This is a genomic window from Nannocystis punicea (genome assembly GCF_026965555.1).
Lineage (GTDB): Bacteria > Myxococcota_A > Polyangia > Nannocystales > Nannocystaceae > Nannocystis > Nannocystis punicea.
Window position 1 is genome coordinate 12412233 of sequence record NZ_CP114040.1, and the last position, 18971, is coordinate 12431203.

General features: G+C 71.2%; 11 protein-coding genes. 6 read left to right on the plus strand and 5 right to left on the minus strand.

All coding sequences use genetic code 11. The features are described from left to right. Positions 1-443: 443 nt before the first annotated feature. Positions 444-1487 carry a PA0069 family radical SAM protein gene (locus O0S08_RS47795; RefSeq protein WP_269036242.1) on the plus strand — a complete coding sequence of 348 codons (1044 nt, stop codon included), beginning with the start codon at positions 444-446 and terminating at the stop codon, positions 1485-1487. Positions 1488-1800: 313 nt separating this feature from the next. Here O0S08_RS47795 and O0S08_RS47800 read toward each other — a convergent pair whose 3' ends face one another. Next, positions 1801-2841 carry a methyltransferase gene (locus tag O0S08_RS47800; protein ID WP_269036243.1) on the minus strand — a complete coding sequence of 347 codons (1041 nt, stop codon included), beginning with the start codon at positions 2839-2841 and terminating at the stop codon, positions 1801-1803. A 388-nt stretch (positions 2842-3229) separates the two neighbouring features. Between O0S08_RS47800 and O0S08_RS47805 the strand changes: the two genes are divergently transcribed. The 3 genes from O0S08_RS47805 (at position 3230) to O0S08_RS47815 (ending at position 9554) form a co-directional block, all read left to right on the plus strand. Next, positions 3230-6361, plus strand: coding sequence for a DEAD/DEAH box helicase (locus tag O0S08_RS47805; protein WP_269036244.1), 3132 nt, complete (start codon positions 3230-3232; stop codon positions 6359-6361). A gap of 7 nt (positions 6362-6368) precedes the next feature. After that, positions 6369-7892 (plus strand): phytoene desaturase family protein, encoded by a 1524-nt coding sequence (locus tag O0S08_RS47810; protein ID WP_269036245.1) that lies wholly within the window; start codon positions 6369-6371, stop codon positions 7890-7892. Between the two features lie 522 nt (positions 7893-8414). Then, positions 8415-9554, plus strand: a complete 1140-nt coding sequence (locus O0S08_RS47815) for a DUF4350 domain-containing protein (RefSeq protein WP_269036246.1) — start codon at positions 8415-8417, stop codon at positions 9552-9554. 65 nt (positions 9555-9619) lie between these two features. On the opposite strand, the gene O0S08_RS47820 is transcribed toward O0S08_RS47815, so the two are convergent. The 4 genes from O0S08_RS47820 to O0S08_RS47835 form a co-directional block, all read right to left on the minus strand. Further along, positions 9620-10438 (minus strand): cyclic nucleotide-binding domain-containing protein, encoded by an 819-nt coding sequence (locus O0S08_RS47820; RefSeq protein ID WP_269036247.1) that lies wholly within the window; start codon positions 10436-10438, stop codon positions 9620-9622. A 70-nt stretch (positions 10439-10508) separates the two neighbouring features. Then, the gene (locus O0S08_RS47825) at positions 10509-12290 is read right to left on the minus strand and encodes an HTTM domain-containing protein (RefSeq protein ID WP_269036248.1); all 1782 of its coding nucleotides are present in this window, start codon (positions 12288-12290) and stop codon (positions 10509-10511) included. Then, complete coding sequence (locus O0S08_RS47830) at positions 12290-13243, minus strand: hypothetical protein (protein WP_269036249.1); 954 nt, start codon at positions 13241-13243, stop codon at positions 12290-12292. The genes O0S08_RS47825 and O0S08_RS47830 overlap by 1 nt, the downstream gene beginning before the upstream one ends. Positions 13244-13509: 266 nt before the next feature. Beyond that, a complete protein-coding gene (locus tag O0S08_RS47835) occupies positions 13510-16080 on the minus strand; it encodes an HTTM domain-containing protein (protein WP_269036250.1) in 2571 nt (856 codons plus the stop codon). 237 nt (positions 16081-16317) lie between these two features. Here O0S08_RS47835 and O0S08_RS47840 point away from each other — a divergent pair, with 237 nt between their 5' ends. Then, positions 16318-16827, plus strand: a complete 510-nt coding sequence (locus O0S08_RS47840) for a TlpA family protein disulfide reductase (protein WP_269036251.1) — start codon at positions 16318-16320, stop codon at positions 16825-16827. A 14-nt stretch (positions 16828-16841) separates the two neighbouring features. After that, the gene (locus tag O0S08_RS47845) at positions 16842-18422 is read left to right on the plus strand and encodes a formylglycine-generating enzyme family protein (RefSeq protein WP_269036252.1); all 1581 of its coding nucleotides are present in this window, start codon (positions 16842-16844) and stop codon (positions 18420-18422) included. Positions 18423-18971 lie beyond the last annotated feature (549 nt).

Consider the following 18971-nt stretch of genomic DNA (forward strand, 5'->3'; position numbering starts at 1 on the left):
CTCGCTGACATAAACCTGTCCCCGGGGCCAGGCACATCACGACTCACGCAATGAATGTCTTAAAGGACATGTCTTCGCAACCGCGACACCATCACCGCGGGCAGACAGACTCTCGCCACAGCGTGAGCCCGCGCGCCGATGCCAGCAACGTGTCCCCGGGGCCAGATGAGTCAAACTCCGCCACGAAATCTTCCAAAGAGCCTGTCCTCGCGACACCATCGCGCGACCGCGGGCAGATGGACATATCCTTCCGCTCAGGCACCGTCGAAACTCCCTGCATCTCCGCCGCTCGCCGTCCGTCGCCGACTCGCCCGGGACGCACCGGTTCGACTCCGCCGGGCGTCAATCTTCGGCGGCAGCCGCGCCACACGCCACACGCCCCCACGAGGGCATCCTCGTCTCGCCGCTTCCGCCTCGACGTCCGCCTGCTAGGCTCCCCGCCCGTGCCGCGTCCCGTCGACAACCCGCCGAACCCGTGGCTGTCGACGCACGTCGAGTACTTCGGCGAGCCGCCGCCGGCCGGCCTCGAAGTCTTCGAGGAAGAGGCGCGCAGCGTCGTCGCCACCAACGACAGCCCCGACATCCCGTTCCGCTACAGCGTCAACCCGTACCGCGGCTGCTATCACGGCTGCGCCTACTGTTACGCCCGGCCCACGCACCAGTATCTCGGCTGGGGCGCGGGCACCGACTTCGAGCGCAAGATCGTCGTCAAGGTCAACGCGCCGGCACTGCTGCGGCAGTTCCTGGCCCACCCCAAGTGGAACCGCGAGCTGCTCGCCTTCAGCGGCGTGACCGACTGCTACCAGCCGCTCGAGGCCTACTACGAGCTGACGCGCCGCTGCCTCGAGGCGTGCATCGAATTCGCCAACCCGGTCGGCATCATCACCAAGGGGCCGCTGGTCGCCCGCGACGTCGATGTTCTGGCCGAGCTGAACCGCCGCGCCAGCGTCTCGGTCACGATCAGCATCCCCTTCGTCGACGAGGCGATGGCGCGGCGGATCGAGCCCTCGGTGGCGCGGCCGTCGAAGCGGTTCCAGGCGCTCGCCACTCTGAGCGCCGCGGGGATCCGCACCGGCGTCGCCATCGCCCCGATCATCCCCGGCCTCAACGACAGCCAGATCCCCCAGATCCTCGCGCGCGCCCGCGAGAGCGGGGCGCAGAACGCTTTCCTCACCCTGCTGCGCCTCCCGGCCGAGGTCTTGCCGGTGTTCGACGGCCGCCTCAAGGAGGCCGAGCCGCTGCGCCACGCGCATGTCCTCTCGGCCATCCGCGACGTCCGCCGCGGCGCCCTCAACAACGCCCAGTTCGGGCGGCGCATGGACGGCGAGGGCCCGCGCTGGCAGGCCATCGAGCAGCTGTTCGCGGTGCACGCCCGCCGCCTCGGCTTCAACACCGATCCCCCGCGGCTCCCTGCCCAGGCCACCATGCGCGCCGAACCTGCCCCCAAGGCCAGGCCGCAGCAGCGCTCCCTCTTCGGCGACGACTGACCCGCCACCCATTCCGCAGCAGCGCTCCCTCTTCGGCGACGACTGACCTCGCCGTCACCCGTTCCACGGCAGCGCCTTCGCTCTTCGACGACGACCGCGCACCTCCTGCTCGAAGCCGCGGCCTGCGCAGCTCGCTCACCTGTCTTCAAGACCAGGCCAGACGCATCACCCATCTCCTGCAGCGACCACCGTCGCCACCTGTCCCGGAGGCCAGGCCGTGGCGGCGCCGCCCGCTTCGGCCACAGCACCGCGCAGCTCGCATTTCTTCTGCAGCGACCACCGTCGCGACCTGTCCCGAAGGACACCCTGCCCCTCACTGCCAGCGCGCGCGCACGACCCAGAACCCCGGCACCTCGTGCGTCTCGATCTGCGCGCGCGTGTCCTTCAGCACCTGCACCAGGCGGCCCGAGCGGTTGACCACGAACCACGCCTCGCCGCCCTCGCGCAGCCAGCGGGGCAGGGGCTCGACCAGCGCCGCGAACGCCTCCGGGGGCGCGTGGGTGGGCGGGTTGACCAGCGCCAGCTCGACCGTCCCGCGCCACGGGTGGGCCGCGGGCAGGCCGTCGGACAGCAGCGCCTCGACGCGCTCGCAGCCGAGGCGGGCCGCGTTCTCGCGCACCAGGCCGGCGGCGATCACGTTGCTCTCGACCGCGAGGACATGTCCTTTCGGCCATCTTCGGGCCGCCCACAGCGCCAGCGGTCCGATGCCCGCGCCGAGGTCGACGACTCGCCGCGGCGTCGGCAGCTCGGCCGCGGCCAGCGTCGTCAGCAGCGCGCGCGTGCCGTCGTCGAGGTGTTTGCGGCAGAACACCCCGGGAGCCGACAGCAGCGGCACCTCGCCGAGCAGTGGTTCGGCGATCTCGTAGCGCACCGAGAGCAGCTCGGCGGCCGCCTTGGCGTCGAAGCGGTCCGACTTCTCGGCCGCCAGCAGGTGGTAGCCGCGGTCGCGCTCCGCGGTCTCGCACGAGCCGAGCAGCGCGGCGATCGTGCGGGCCAGCGAGGCCGCGCCCTTGTCCTTGCGGACGGCGCACAGGAGCTTGCCGCCGGGCAGCAGGACCGATGCGGCGAGGGCCAGGCAGGCCTCCGAGAAGTCCTTGCCGAGGTGCGCGCGGGGCCACACTGCGGCGGCGCGGAAGCGCGGGGTGGTGTCGACCGCCCACGGAGCGACCAGCGCCGCGGGTTCTTCCGCGGACTGCTCGCGGACATCGATGGCCCAGCGCGTGGCCTCCGGCCGCAGACCGGGCAACGGTCCGCCGAATACCAGCGCAAGCGCCTCCGGCGGCAGGTCCTGGACCGCGTGGGCGAGCAGGCGCACGCCCGGGTCGGAGGGATTAAAGAGGTTCTCGCCCTGCACTGCGCGGAGGGATAACAGCGGGGCGCCTGGCGCGCAATTCGCCGCATACGACGCCCGCAGTCGACGCCATCGCCCGCGTCAGCGCACACACGGACTCGACCCCCGCGAAACACCCCTGGAGCGGCCCCTGAACGCGCTGCGAGCGGCCGACGTAGCGGCGATCGGCGCCGGCTGCCAGGCAAATGCGGCCGATTGCGAGATTGGGGGTGGACCCGCGAAACGGCCCGTGTTAAAGCACCTGCGGACCCTCCGCCGACCTGGCGTGTATTCGCCGCGGTCGCCGTCGGGCCCGTGCTTGTTGGAGCTCTCGGCGACTTCGCTCGCCGCGCGGGTCCGGCTGCCGAGGCGTGGCCGACCGTGTCAGGCCCGTCATCGTCCCAGGATCTGCGTGTCCACACTCGAAGCGTTCCTCCCCCTGTTCGAGCCGGAGTCGCTGGCGAAGATCGCCAGCAAGAAGGCGTACGCCGCCGGCGTCGAGCTGTTCGAGGCCAAGGCCGTCAACGACATCGTCTTCGCCGGCAACTGTCTCAAAGGCAAGGTCAAGGGGACGCATCCGCAGCCGCACGCGACCACCATCAAATTTCTCGAGTCGGGCGCGGTCGAGGCGACGTGCGACTGCCCGACCTTCACCGACGGCTGGGAGAAGTTCTGCCACCACGCGGTGGCGCTGGCGCTCGCGCTGCGCAAGCAGTACCAGGCCGGCGGCGAGATCACGATGACGCAGAACCCGTGGACCGCCGAGGTCACGGGCACCGGCGCCAACGCCCAGCGCTACACGATCGAGGCGCGGCGCGGCAACTGGCACGTCATGGCCTTCCGCGGCGGCGGCACGCCGGTCGTCAGCCGGCGCCGCTACGAGGGCATGAGCCCGGCCGACCGCGTCATCCACCATTACCTCTCGCAGGAGGTCGACGACGCCGACGACGGCGGCCACGTCATCGACGACATGGCGCTCTCGGGCCTCCTCTACTTCGCCCGCGCCGGCAGCACCGTCAGCCTCAAGGGCGTCGGCAAGCTGCAGTTCGCCGCCGAGCCGCTGACCCTGCGCGTGCGCGCCGAGCCGCGCCCCAGCGACAACAGCGTCGTCCTGCACGCCTTCCTCGAGCAGCGCAGCACCGGCCGCGACCTCGAGGTCCCCGCGGGTCGCATCATCGTCGGCGCGCCGACGTGGTTCCTCGTGCCCGAGACCGCCGAGGTCTTCCTCGTCCCCGACACCCCGCCGTGGGTGCTCGAGGCGGTCGCCAAGCAGCCGCGGATCGTCATGGACGCCCGCGTCAGCGCCCAGGCGATGGACGCCCTCAGCGAGTCGCTCAAGACCGTCGGCGTCCCGCACCAGGACCTGTTCGCGCTCGCCTCCGACTCGCGCAAGATCGACGCCATCATCGCCACCGTCGAGGGCGACGCCTCGCAGATCAAGGTCGCCCTGGCGGCCCGCTACGGCAACGTCACTCTCGGCATCACCGGCAGCGAGCCCGAGTCGGCGCGCTACACCATCAACCTCGGCGACCAGCCGCTCAGCTTCTACCGCGACGTCGAGGGCGAGGCCGTCGCGCGCAAGACGCTGACCGACCTCGGCCTCAAGTACAACCCCGACGCCGACGGCTTCATCGCCACCGGCGACGCCGCCGTCGAGTTTACGATCGTCGGCATCCCGCTGCTGCCCGAGACCTGGGAGAAGCGCGTCCCGCAGCTGCCGCGCGTGCGCAGCAAGTCGCCGACCCCGCGGCTGGCCGTGCGCAGCAAGGAGGGCAGCGTGCTCGACCTCGACGCGGTGGTCGACGTCGAGGGCGAGGAGGACCTGATCTCCTTCCGCGACCTCCTGCGCTGGCTGCACGAGGGCCGGCGGTGGATCACCCTGGCCGACGGCTCGGTCGCCAAGCTCGACCCGCAGATCCTCCAGCCCATCGCCGAGGCCGCCGGGGCGATCGAGTTCGACAAGCAGGGCCACGCCGAGATCAGCACGCTCGAGCTCGGCACCTTGACCCGCCTGCTCGGCGCCGTGCCCTCGGCCGACGTCGCCAAGGAGGTCAAGCGGTTGATGGAGAACATGACCGGCGAGCGCTCGGCCAAGGCGCCCAAGCGGGCCAAGACGCTCACCGCCAAGCTGCGCGAGTACCAGCGCTCCGGCTTCGCGTGGTTGTGGCAGCTCCACGAGAACCAGATGACCGGCATCCTGGCCGACGACATGGGCCTCGGCAAGACGGTCCAGGCGCTGGCGCTGCTGACCAAGGCCAAGGAGGAGGAGGGCGACGCGCCGACGCTGATCGTCTGCCCGACCTCGGTGCTGAGCGTGTGGAAGCAGGAGGTCAAGAAGTGGGCCCCGAGCCTCTCGCTCATGGCCTGGCACGGCGCCGAGCGGGCCGAGAACCGGCGCCTGCTCAAGAAGTCCGACATCGTCGTCACGACCTACGCCATCTTGCGCCGCGACATCGAGGAGCTGAGCAAGATCCGCTGGCGCTACGCCCTCCTCGACGAGGCGCAGTACATCAAGAACTGGGCCACCACCACCGCCAAGAGCGCCAAGCAGCTGACCGCCGAGCACCGCCTCGCGCTCACCGGCACCCCGGTCGAGAACCACCTGGCTGACCTCTGGGCCATCTTCGACTTCCTCGCGCCCAACTTCCTCGGCAAGCTGTCCGACTTCCAGAAGAACTACGTGCGCCCGATCGAGGACGGCGACACCAAGACGCTCGAGGCCCTGCGCGCGCGCATCCGGCCGTTCGTCATGCGCCGCAAGAAAGAGGACGTGGCCCAGGAGCTGCCGCCGAAGACCGAGCAGACGCTGTTCGTGCAGTTCGGCCGCAGCCAGCTCGGCCTCTACAACCGGATCCTCAAGACCGCGAAGGACGAGATCAAGGGCCGCATCGAGGAGGTCGGCCTCGAGAAGTCGCAGATGACGATCCTCGCCGCGCTCACGCGCCTGCGCCAGGTCTGCTGCGACCCCCGCCTGCTCGGCCTGCCCGACGCCTCGACCCTGCCGCCCTCGGCCAAGCTCGACGCCTTCAAGGAGCTCATGGCCGACTGCGTCGGCTCCGGCCGCAAGGTCCTGGTGTTCTCGCAGTTCGTCGAGATGCAGAAGCTGCTCGGCGACGCCCTCAACGAGCTGAAGATCCCCTACCTCTGGCTGCACGGCGGCACCAAGAACCGCGAGGAGCTGGTCCAACAGTTCCAGACCAAGTCCGGTCCGCCCGTGTTCCTCATCTCCCTCAAGGCCGGCGGCTCCGGCCTCACCCTCACCGAAGCGGACACCGTCGTCCACTTCGACCCGTGGTGGAACCCCGCCGTCGAGGACCAGGCCACCGACCGCGCCCACCGCATCGGCCAGGACAAGCCCGTCATGGTCTACCGCCTCGTCTGCGAGGACTCGGTCGAGCAGAAGATGGTCGAGCTCGGCGCCCGCAAGCGCGAGGTCGCCGAGAGCGCGCTCGGCCGCGACGTGTCGGCCGGCAAGAAGCTCACCATGGAAGACGTCGAGGCGCTGCTCGAGACCCCGAGCGCCGGCGCCACCTGGGACCAGTGAGGGCACCATGGCCGGCGACCCCGACGCGATCGTCATCGGCTCCGGCCCCAACGGCCTGGTCGCCGCATGCATGCTCGCGCGCGCGGGCCTGCGCGTGCTCGTGTGCGAGGCCAACCCGCGGCGCTGGGGCGGCGCGCTCGGCTCGGAGGAGGGCACCCTGCCCGGCTTCGTCCACGACGTCGGCGCCGCCTTCTTCCCGTTCCCGCGCATCAGCCCGGCCTTCCGCGCGCTCGACCTCGAGAAGCAGGGCGTGGAGCTGTGCTTCGCCGAGTTCGACAGCTGTCACCCCGCGCCCGACGGCTCGGTCGCGTGCATCAGCCGCGACCTCGACCTCGCCGCCCGCCACTTCGGCGACCCGCGCGACGGCGAGACCTTCGCCGCGCTGGCCCGCTGGTACCGCGGCGTCGAGCCGGCGGTGCTGGGGATCCTCCTCAACACGCTGCCGACGCTCTCACCTGTCCTGAAGTTACTGCCGTTCGGGATCTTCAAGCTCGCGCGGATCTTGCTGTCCTCGGGGGCAGGTCTGGCGCGACGGCTGTTCCGCGGCGAGGCGGCGCGGCGGGTCATGCCGGGCCTCGCCCTGCACGTCGACGTCGGCCCCCGCGACCCGCTCGGCGCCGCTCTCGGCTTCATGCTCGGCATGACCGCGACCACCGGCGGCTACTCGATCCCGCGCGGCGGGGCGCAGGCGCTGGCCGACGCCATGGTCGCCGACCTGCGGCGACACGGCGGCGAGATCCGCCTCGCCAGTCGGGTCGAACGGATCCTCACGGAAGGTCGCCGGGCCGTCGGCGTCCGCCTCGCCGACGGCACCGAGCTGCGCGCGGCTCGTCGCGCCGTCCTCGCCGACACTGCAGCCGCCTCCTTGCTGCTCGACCTCGTCGCGCGCGACCTCGTCCCCGCGCGGGTCGTCCGCTTCATGGAGCGCTTCCCCCAGGGCTGGGGCACCTTCAAGGTCGACTGGGCGCTGTCCTCGCCGGTCCCGTGGTCTGTCCCCGAGGCCAGGCGCGCCGCGGTCGTCCACGCCGGCGACAGCCTCGACGACCTCGAGCGGTTCACCGCCCAGGTCCGTCGCGGTGAACTCCCCGACAACCCCTACCTGGTCATCGGTCAACAGAGCCTCTTCGACCCGACGCGCGCCCCGGCCGGCAAGCACACTCTGTGGGCGTACTCGCGCGTGCCGAGCCATCCCCCGGGCGGCTGGCAGGCCCACGCCGACGCGTTCGCCGACCGCCTCGACGCGCGCATCGAGGGCCTCGCGCCGGGCTTCCGCAGCACCGTCCTCGCGCGGCGGATCGTCGCCCCACCTGACCTCGAGGCCATGGACGCCAACCTCGTCGGCGGCGACCTCGGCGGCGGCTCGAACGCGTGGCACCGCCAGCTCGTCTTCCGCCCGCTCTTCCCGTACTTCCGCCACCGCATGCCGGTCGAGGGTCTTTACCTGTGCTCGAGCTACGCACACCCGGGCGCGGGCGTGCACGGCATGTGCGGCTACAACGCGGCCCAGATCGTCCTGCGCGACCTCGGCTGAGCGTCGACGCGAACGGCCGGCGCAGGCGACCTGCGACGAACTCGACGATGCCGTCACGAAAGCGAGGCGGTGGCGACCGCATCCGCGACACCTCGGCCTCGCCCTGTTCGGCAACGAGGGACGAGGTGCTCGCGGGCCGCGTCACGCAGTCGCCGACCTGTCCGCGCGAACTCGATCGACGAGGACATCGCGCCGTTCAGCCCGGCATCTCTGCGTCGACATCCTCGCGGACGGCAACAACAGGAACGCATCGTCGCGACCTCGCAGGCCCGGTCGTCGCCGCGCAGACCCCCTTCACGCGAGCTGTTCGCGTGCGACTCGAGGTCGACACCGTCCGCAGCGACGCCGATCCGCAACCCTGGATAAACGGCAGGTCGTCACCCGAAAACTTCTGCACGATTCCGCAGGCAGAGCGTCCTCCCGGGCCGCCCCCCCCGCGCGCAGGACGTCGCGTGCGTGCGCGCGGCGACGCGCGAGCGAGTGCGTCGCAACGCGGCGGCACACTCGCTACCATCGATGCGCATGACAACCTGGTTTGGTCCTCTTTCTGCGCTGCTCGGCGCCGCGATCGTCCTCGCCGCCCCGGGCTGCGGCGACACCAACAATAACGTCACCGCCTCCAACGGCGGCAGCGACTCCGACGCGACCCTCGGCCCGACCTCCACCGCCACCGACGGCACGATCACCGCGAGCGGCAGCGACAGCGACAGCGGCGAGACCGACGGCACCGGCTCGGCCAGCATGACCTCGCTGCCGACCACGGGCGACCCGACCTCGACCACCGGGACCTCGCAGACGTCGACGACCACCGAACCGGACACCACCTCGACCACGAACCCGGTCGACACCACCGACGGCCCCGACACCACCCTCGGCACCACCGAGCCGGGCACCTCGAGCACCGGCGACAGCAGCACCACCGGCCCCGAATGCATCCCCACGGGCGACGAGACCTGCAACGACCTCGACGACGACTGTAACGGCATCGTCGACGACGTCGACGTCGGCGGCGACGGCATCTGCGACTGCCTCAACATCGCCATCTTCGGCAACGAGGGCGCCAACCCCTCGTCGGAGTTCCAGACCTGGCTCGAAGACCAGGGCACCCAGGTCGACCGGATCTCCCTCGACGACACCCCGATCGACGCGGTCACCCTCGAGAAGTACGACATCGTCATCCTCGACTGGCTGGTCCGCAACTACAGTGCCGACGAGGCCGCCATCATGAAGACCTGGGTCGACGGCGGCGGCGGCCTGATGTCGATGACCGGCCACACCAACAACCAGACCGTGGTCGATCGCCCGAACTCGATCATCGCGCCGATGGGCCTGGCCTACAACAACAGCCAGGGCTTCTTCAGCGGCCCGGTGACGCAGTGGGCCCAGCACCCGATCACCGAGGGCATCTCCTCGGTGTCGTTCTACGGCGGCCTCTACGTCGACATCACCGACGACGGCGTGGCCACCAACGAGGTGATCGGCACGTTGCCGCAGGGCCCGGTCGCGGTGGCACAGGTCCGCAACGACGGCAAGCTGTTCATCTTCGGCGACGAGTGGATCGAGTTCGACTCGGAGTGGCAGCAGATCCCGCAGATCAAGCAGTTCTGGGTCAACATCCTCGCGTGGCTGTCGCCCCAGAACTTCTGCACGATCCCGCAGTGATCGAGGCTGCGATCCTCGCTCGCGCTCCGTCACGAGCGACGAGGGAGGATCGACAGGTCGTAGTGCTAGCGCCTAGCGAGTTCGTCGCGCCGGGCGCGTAGCCGGGCCACGTCCGGCACGACGATCCGCCCGAGGTAGAACTCGACGAGGCCACGCCCGCTCAGTTCGTTGAGCCCGAGCACCGCGGCCTTGCTCGAGATGTCGGCGTTGTCGGCGATCTTCTGGCAAGTGAGGATAAGGCCGACCTCCCCGCTGTCGATGCCGTGGGCGGCCTCCACCGCCTCGCACAGGTAGCGAGCCACCGCCGCCTCCGCGCCCCTCGGCAGCATCGCCACCGCGTCGTCCGTGCCGAACCTGTGGTCGGGCTCGAAGATCTGCTCGAGGGTCAGCTCGCGCAGGCCGGGGACCCGCAGCAGCATCGGCGCGAGCTCTCGCAGGGTCAGGTCGGGTGAGCTGCGCAGGAGCTCCACGACCCTGGCCTCGAGGCTGCGACCGGCCACCGAGGCGAAGTCGTACTCGAGGAAGTGCCAGCCGCGCGGGTGATGGTTCGGCAGGTGGTCGCGGCAGATCCACCGGCCGTGCTCGAAGATCCCGTGGGCCAGCGCCGCGAACGCCCCGGAGCGCTCACGATCGGTGACCCAGCCGCCGCACTCGCAGCAGCGGCCGCAGTTCCGGTCGGGGTCCTCCTCCAGCAGCCCCGAACGGGTGGAGACCCATCCGATCTGGTCGTCGAAGTCGTCCTCGCCCTTGCCGAGGGCGTCGTCGATCGCCCGCTCGATGCGACTCGTGATCTCGCGGTACTGGCGATCGTCGTCGTCGGGCTCGTCGTATTCGATGATCACCCCGAGGGTGAGCAGGTGCTTGCACTTCTTGTTTTCACTCATCGAGACAGCCAGGCGCGCGCGGGACTCCCGGCAGCGGGCGTGGCCCTCTCAGGCTGCCCGCGCGCGCGGCTCAGCGCAAGTCGAAGGTCCGCAGCACCGCCCGCCCGGCCAGGGCGCGCAGGCCGGGCGCGAGGCACCACGGGTACAGCCACCAGAAGCCGGGGAGGATCGCCACGAGCGCGCGACCGGCCTCGGCCCCGGCCTGGCGCGTCTTGTCGCCCGGCGCGGTGACGACGAGCGCCCCCGCGGGCACCGCCGAATCTGTCTCGAAGTGCAAGCGCGCGCCGAGGTCCCACATGCGCAGCAGAGCGACGCGGCGGATCGACGCCTCGTCGGCCGCGTGGTGGACGACGTACGGCTCGCGCGGGCCGCGGTGGCGCAGGCGATCGAGCGGGCGCAGGAGCGAGGCCTGGAGCCCCGGCTTGCGCTTCGGCCGATCGCCCTCGCCCTCGGCCAGCGGGCGCGACATCAGCGTCCGCCACACCGCGTCGACCTCGGCCCCCGACAGCCACGGGATGTAGACCGCCAGCATCACCTGCACGAAGGTGCCGACGTTCATGACGACGTCGATCACGAGGTGCATGATCACGCCGACGCCCAGCCACAAGCGCTTGCCGCACAGCCACCGCAGCACCCACGCGTGCGTGCCCGGCCGGCGGGCTCGCAGCCACACGTAGCTGCCGACGAGCAGGGCCGGGAACGCGAGCACGCCGGCGACCACCAGCGCCTGCGCCTGCTCGCGGGTGATCGGCACCGGGGCCTCGCCCGGGCTGTAGTAGTACCAGGCGGTCAGGCCGCCGACGTAGGCGAGCACGCCGATGACCGCGGCGATCAGCGCGTACGACAGCAGTCGGCGCCACGCCTGCACCTTGGGCCATGTCCCTGCGGACACATCGCGCTCGTACCGGCGCAGCGCCACCCCGACCAGCGCCAGCGGGAACAGGGTCTCCCACGCCTTGGTGATCCAGGTCGAGAGCGGCAGGAAGCCGATCATGTGCAGGAAGGTGGCGATCTGGATCTGCGCCGGGTGGCGGTAGAAGTGGTCGAGGCTGAGCGCGTAATAAAGCGCGGTGCCGTCGAACCAGGTGAGGCCGCTCTTGAGCGAGCCGGTGGCGCAGTAGATGATGGCGAGCTGCAGCATCATGAGCCGCAGCGGCCACGCGGGGATCTGCCGCAGCGCGGGGACGACGACGCTGCCGGCCAGCAGCTCGCGCTTGCGTCGCCACCAGGTGTCGAGCGAGTAGGCCTCGCCCCAGCGGGTGAGCAGGCCGAGGAACAGGAACACCCGCAGGACGGTGTCGCCGCCGCTGTAGAAGACCGGGCTGTAGCTGTAGAAGGTGTTGACGAGGAACCAGCTGAGCAGCGTGCTGAGGCGCGTCTTGACGCCGAGGATCATGGCGGTGACGCTGGCGCAGGTCAGCGCGAACACGGCCCACACGAAGGCCGGGTCGGCGCGCAGGTGGAACAGCGAGAACTTGGCCCACAGCGCCGGGACGACGCTCCACCAGTGCTCGAAGCCGTGCTCCGGGTCCCACAGCTTGCGCAGCTCGCCGCCGTAGTTCTTGCGCGCCATCGCCGGCAGCCACAAGCCCTCGTCGGTGAACAAGAACCGCATCAGCGGGATCAGGTCGAGCAGCGTCCACAGGACGACGACGCCGAAGGCGATGCGGAACAGCCCCGCCGGCCGCGGGTCGACCCGCTCGAGCCACAGCCGCCGCCACAGCTCGGGCCGCACGAGGAAGAACGCGAGCGCGCAGCCGAGGCCGAGCCACAGCGCACCTGTCGCAAGGGACATGTGCGCGGAGAGGTCGACCGCGGGCGCCTTGGCCGGGGCGAGCAGCGCGGCCAGCATCAGTCACCTCCCCCGTCGGCTCCGCCGACCTCGTTCGGCGGCGGCGGCTCCTCGACCGGCGCGCCCTCGGCCCCGCCGCCCTCGTTGCCGCCGCCCTCGCTCGGCGGCGGCTCCTCGACCGGCGCGCCCTCGGCTCCGCCACCCTCGGCGCGGACCTGGGCGCGCGTGGCGTCGGTCGCTCGTCGCCGCTCGAGGATCCGCGCCTTGGCGTCGGCGCGGTCGCGCCAGGTGTTCTCGTCGATCGCGACGAAGGCGTCCTCCGGCAGCAGCGGGAAGCCGTAGCGGGCGCGGATGTCGTTGGGCAGCTGCGCGTGCGGGGTGGTGGCGCAGTCGAAGCCCTTGAGGGCCTCCTTGTACAGCTTGAGCTCGAACGGGTCGAAGCCCATGGTGGCGATCGCCTTCGACGGGTGCGGGACCTTCGTCCACATCTTGGTGAAGTTGACCCGCACCGGCGCCTCGCCGCCGTGGGTGCGCGCCCACTCGCGGCAGACCCACGCGGCGTACGGCGACTGGTAGCGCTCCTGCTCGAGCAGCCGCCGGTTGATCTTCCCCATGCGGTCGTAGAAGAAGTACGGGTAGTCGCGCCGGCCGTAGATGTCGTGCAAAAGGTCGAGCTCGCCGCCGTCCTTCGTCACCACCCGCACCTGCAAGAACTGATTGGTCCGGTGCGGGTTCGGGGCGAACATCGCCCAGCTCTGCACGCTCGAGGTGGCCCGCATGTACGCGCCCGCGTGCAGCAGACCCGCCAGCTTGCGATTGAACCGCTCCGCCAGCCCGGCCGACGGGGTGGTGTGCTGCAGCAGCGCGACCGTGTGATAGAGGATGAACAGGCTGACGAACACGGCCGCCCAGCCGCGATAGGCCCACGGCTCGTCCGACGGGTCCCGGGCAGGCGGCGCCCGCAGCAGCGCGTCGGCCAGCCGCGGCGCGGGCTGCTCTGCCGGATGACTCATGGGACATGCTCCTTGGGGCATGCTCTGCCCACCACCGGCGCGCGACGACGTGCCCCGTGCGTCCTCGTCGCTCGTCGAGCCTCGCTCGCGGCCCCACGAGGTCCTGCTCGGCCGCCGCTCGAAACGAACTGTCCCTCAAGACATGTCCCGTACACCATCACGAAAGTCCAAGTTTAATAAAGTCGCGCTCGCCGTCCATTGCGACGGGCCCCCCGCGCGTCGGCGGCCCGGCGCCGCGGCGGGGTGCCGCCGCGTTCGCGAAGATTCTACTCGCCATCGCCACCTCCCTCGTCCTCGGCGCCGCGGGCGGGCTCCGGCGTCTCGGCCGCGGCAGGCGCGGCGGGCGTGGCAGGCGTGGCGACGCTGGTGGTGCGGGGCTGGGGGCTGCCGCCCCAGTCGCGGCGGGAGGCCCAGCTGCGGCGGCGCTGCTCGGCCTGGCGGGCCTGCTTCTCCTGGGCGGCCTCGAGCTCGCGGAGGTCGGCCTCGTCGAGCTCGACGCCGTAGCGCTGCTTCAGGACCGCGGGCAGCTGGCCGTTCTTGAGGCAGGTGTGGGTCTCGAGCAGCTCGTAGCTGGCCTTGAGGTCCTTGGGCCGATACCAGCCCTTGGCGGCGACCTGCTCGGGGGTGGGGATCTTCGTGGTGATCCGCCAGGTCTCGACCCTGGCCGCGGGGGTGCCGTAGTCGATGAACCAGTTGCGGCAGACGAAGAACGACCACGGCCGCAGGTACGACTTGCCCTTGCCGATCATGCGCCGATGCATCTTGCGCATGCGGTCGTTCCAGATCCACGGGAACGGGCGGTAGCTGTAGCTGTTGTAGCCGATGTCCCAGCGGGTCCCGTCGGGCAGGACCACCACCGTCTTCATGAACGTGTTGGCCCGCGGCGGGTTGGGCGCGAACATGTTCCAGCTCTGCGAGGTGCCGGTGACGCTGAGGTAGCTGCCGTACACCGCCCGCGCCCCCGACCGCCACGAGCTGAACACGTTGCTGCTCGGGAACAGGCTCAGCGCGACGGCGCTGAAGTGCCAGGTCACGCAGCCGAGCGCGACCGCCCGGTAGAGCGCGCCGCCGGCCAGCCCCGGCGCACCGCCCGGCGCCGCGCTGCGTGGCACTTCGGACATGCCCTTGAAGACATGTCGCAAAGGCCTGGCGAACAGGCGGAACACCACGGCGACGGCGGCGACCAGGCCGAGCCAGGCGTAGACGAGGGTGCCGACGTCACGATCGCCGCCGATCCGCTTGTAGACGATCGCCAGCAGGAGCAGGCCGAGGACCACGACGATCGCGTCGGGGATCGTGCGGCCGCGCGCGGGCAGGTCCTCGGGCCGCTGGGCCGGGCCGAACCACTGCTCGCCGCTCGCCGGGAGGATCCGCCGCAGGCCGGTGCGCCGGGCCTGCCGCCACAGCCAGTGCAACGCCGCGGCGATCTCCTCGCCGCGCAGCCACGCGACGTAGACCATCAGCATGATGAACGGGAACATGCCGATGTTCATGAACAGGATCAGGAAGCCGTGGAAGACGACGCCGAGGCCGAGCCACAGCCGGCGCCCGAGCAGCCACCGCTGCACGAACGCCTGATCGATCGTCCACCGACGCACGCGCAGCGGCCAGCGCCCGAGCGCGAACCAGGCCGCGATCAGCAGCGGCACGACCACGCCCATGGCGATGTGCACCCGGAACACCCCGGCGCTGACGATCGCGGCCGCCTGCTCCGGCTGGTTCTTCGGCAGCTCGCCCACGTACGGGTAGGCGAGCACGCTGATGCGGTAGAGCGCGAGGTAGCCGAGCACCAGCGCGAGGCGGCCGAGCCAGCGGCGCCACGGCCGGTCCTGGGCGACAAACCACGGCTGGTCGCGGTGGCGCAGCTGGAACCCGAGGATCGCGCCGAGCATGGCGATCGCGAAGTGCTCCTCCCACCAGCGCGTCACCCACGTCATCAGCCGGAACAGGTTGGTCCCGAACACCGCCGAGACCTGCTGCGTCCAGTCCTCGAAGCGGTAGAAGTGGTCCATGTTGAGCGCGTAGTAGAGCGCGTCGCCCTGGACCCACACGTTGCCGGTCTTGACGATGCCGGTGGCGGTGTAGATCGCCACCAGCTGGGCCATGATGAGGTAGCGCGGCCAGCTCGGGACCAGGCGGTAGACCGGCTGCTTGCCCGGCTGCGCCGGCTCACCGACCTCCTGCAGCTTGCCCGCGCGCCGCAGCAGCTTGCAGCGGACCCAGTTGTCGACGCTCCACGCGTCGCCGGTGCGGGCGAAGATCAGCACCCACCACAGGGTGCGGTACACGGTGTCGGTGCCCTCGAGGTAGAGGCCGTTGTGGTTGTAGATGCTGCACACCAGCAGCCACGAGAGGACGCCGGTGAGGCGCGAGAGGACGCCGGCCGCGTACAGCAGCAGGACCCCGAAGATCGCGTACATCACCCAATCGACGCCGTCGGGCGACGACCAGAAGTAGAACAGCGAGTGCTTGCCCCACAGGTACTTGAGGACAGCCCAGTTGTCGAGGAAGCCGTCCTCCGGGGTCCAGCCGAGCAGCGCCGAGCTGCCGAACCGCGAGCGGATCTCGTCGAGGTCGTAGAGGCCCTCGTCGCTCCACAACATGCGCCAGTACGGCTTCAGGTTCCAGAAGCACTGGATCGTCATCAGCGCGGTGCCGATCCTCAAGGTCGCGAACATGCGCGGGTCCTCGAGCGCGAGCAGGCTGCGCCGGATCCACTCCATCCGCGTCGCCGCCCACGCCAGGGTCGCCACCACCACCGCCAGACACAGCCAGCCGACGTGGCTGCCGAGCTCGGGGGGGACGCGGCTGAAGTCGAGCGCCTCGGGTGCCAACATCGGGTGAGGCCGCCGACACTAGCACGCCGGGGGCCCTCGCCAGAGCCTGATCCGTATCCGCAAAATTTGCGCGATGGGCACAATAGAGGCTACTGGCGCGGCCTGGACCGGTGATTCTGCCGGAGGGTCAGGGTCGGGCGCGCGCCGCTCGTGAGCTGTCCGAAGGGACATCTTGGTCGGGCGGATCCGTCACGCAGAGGCTTTCGCGGGCGGCCTGGTTCGCGGTACAGGAGAGTGATGCCTTGGAGCAGGCGGCGGGTGTTGGGGCTCGTGGCGGCGGCGGCGGGTTGTCGGCCGTCGGAGATGCCGCCGTCGGCGCCGACCAGCCTGCTCGGGGAGCTGGCGCCGCAGTTCTCGCGGCGGGGCCTCGACGGGCGGGTGGTCGACCTGGCGGCGCTGCGCGACCGGGTGGTGGTGGTCGAGTTCTTCGCCCGCTACTGCGAGCCGTGCTGGAAGCACCTGCCCAAGGTCCGGCGCTGGGCCGCGCGGCAGCGCGACGTCGCGGTGATCGGGATCGGCGCCGACGAGTTCGCCGGCGACACCCAGGCGATGGTGCGCGCGCTCGGGGTCGACTTCCCGGTCGTCCACGACAGCGGTCTCGTGCTCACCGCCCGCTTCCGGGTCGACAAGATCCCCTCCACCCTGGTCCTCGACCGCGGCGGGCGGGTCCGCTGGCGCTCCTTCCCCGGCGACGGCGTCGGGGCGATGGACCGGGCCGTCCTGGCGGTCCGCCGCGCGCGCGATTGAGGTACGCTGGCAGGGTGTCCGCCCCCCGTCCGGCCGCGCTCGCGTTCGGGTTCGCCGCTCTCCTGTCCGTAGGGCCAGGTTGTCGCAACGCCAACCTCGCCAGCGCCATGGCGCAGACGCCGAGCTACGAGCCGGAGGATCAGACCCGCTGCGGGGTCGCGCGCAGCCACGCGCGGCCGCTGATCATCGAGTGGCCCGCGCACGACCGCAGCGAGCTCGAGACCCTGGTGGCCGAGGGTGAGCGGATGGTCGCGGTCCGCTACGCGGGCTGCGAGATGGAGCTGCTGCGCGGCTGCACTGCGCCGGGCAGCTACCGCTACCAGGGCGTGCAGCCGAAGCGCGAGGACTACCTGTTCAAGCGGGCCGACGACCTGTACGCCAAGATCCCGCTCGGCGCGGCCAACCTCGAGGCGGAGCTCGAGCGCCACGGGGCGCTGACTCTCGGCATGACCGTGGTGGGCCGCTGGCAGGGCGGGCACGGGCGGCCGGCGCGGGTCGACCTGCGCGGCGACTGCGAGCGGGCGACGCACGTGATCTCCGGGCTCTCGGTCGGGGCGTTTCGCCTGTCCTCCGAGGCAGGTGCGGAGATCCGCGGCGAGGCCAAGTGGATGAACATGGGCGGCGGGGCCGGCTCGTCGGCGGCGCGCGGCCTGGTGCGCAGCGACGGCGACCTCGGGTCCTGCGGCGACGACCGCGAGGACGGCCCGCCGAGCCGCTGCCGGGCGCTGCTGCGGGTCGAGGTCGAGGCGATCCGCGAGCCCGCCGAGGTCGCGGCGGCGCGGGCCCGTCAGGTGTGCCCGGGCGACGCGGCGCTGGTCGAGGGCGGCCGCTTCCGCGCCAGCGTCGGCGGCCAGGTCGAGGTCGCCGACTTCTGCCTCGACCGCGAGGAGGTGCGCGTGGCCGACTACGCCGCCTGCGCCGCCAAGGGCCCCTGCTCCGAGGCCGCCACCAGCGCCCGCTACAAGAGCTCGAGCGCCGAGCTCGAGTGGGCCAGCTCGCAGTGCAACGGCGACCGCGGCGGCAGGCGGCGCCACCCCGTCAACTGCATCAGCTGGAACCAGGCCGCCGCCTACTGCCAGTGGGTCGGCGGCCGCCTGCCGACCGAGGTCGAGTGGGAGTGGGCCGCCCGCGGCGGCGAGCAGGAGCGCACCTACGCCTGGGGCGAGCAGGAGCCGGGGCCGCGGCTGGTCAACGCCTGCGGGGAGGAGTGCGCGCGGGCGCGGACGCGGCTGCAGCCCGAGCTCAAGCATGGCCTGAAGGACATGCCCCCGGAGACATGGCTCAAGTTACACAACAAGAGCGACGGCGAGGTCGGCACCGCGCGGGTCGGCAGCTACGGCGCCGGCCGCGGCCGCGGCCAGCTGGCGGACCTGGCCGGCAACGTGTGGGAGTGGACCGCGAGCGCGGAGATCTCCTACCAGACCGGCGAGGAGCAGCAGATCGGCTGGGGCGGGCCCGACACCGGCCGCCGGGCCACCCGCGGCGGCGGCTTCCTGTCGACCGACGACGCCGACGTGCGCACCACCGCCCGCCGCCTGCGCGACGTGAAAGACCGCCGCCCCGACCTCGGCTTCCGCTGCGCCTACGACCCGTGAGGGTCACGTCTGGCTGCATGTCCCGAAGGACAGGCGACATGGCACCGCGCTCACACGCGTGAACGCCAGACTGCGTGAGGCCTGGTCGGCCGAATGTCCCAAAGGACATGCGGCCTGCTCTCGCGCCGGAGCCAGTCCCGCCCGCTTCATCATGCGCGGCAGGCAGGGCTCACGACCTTGTCCTGAAGGACAGGCAACCAGGCCTCGCGCTCACACGCGTGAACGCCGATTTGCGTGAGGCCTGGCTCAGACGCATGTCCCAAAGGACATGCGACCTGCGTCGCGATATGGCCCCGCCAGCTTCCTCATCCGCGGCATGCAGGGCTCACGACCTTGTCCCGAAGGACAGGCAACCAGGCCTCGCGCTCACGCGCGTGAACGCCGGTCTGCGTGAGGCCTGGTCGGCCGCATGTCTTACAGGACAGGCGGTCTGCGCCCGAGTCGGCCCCGCCGCTTCCTCATGCGAGGCATGCACGGCTCACGACCTGCGCGAGCTGCTGTCCACTGTTGGTCGCGCCGCACTCGCCGCCAGGCGTCGACCCTCCCCGC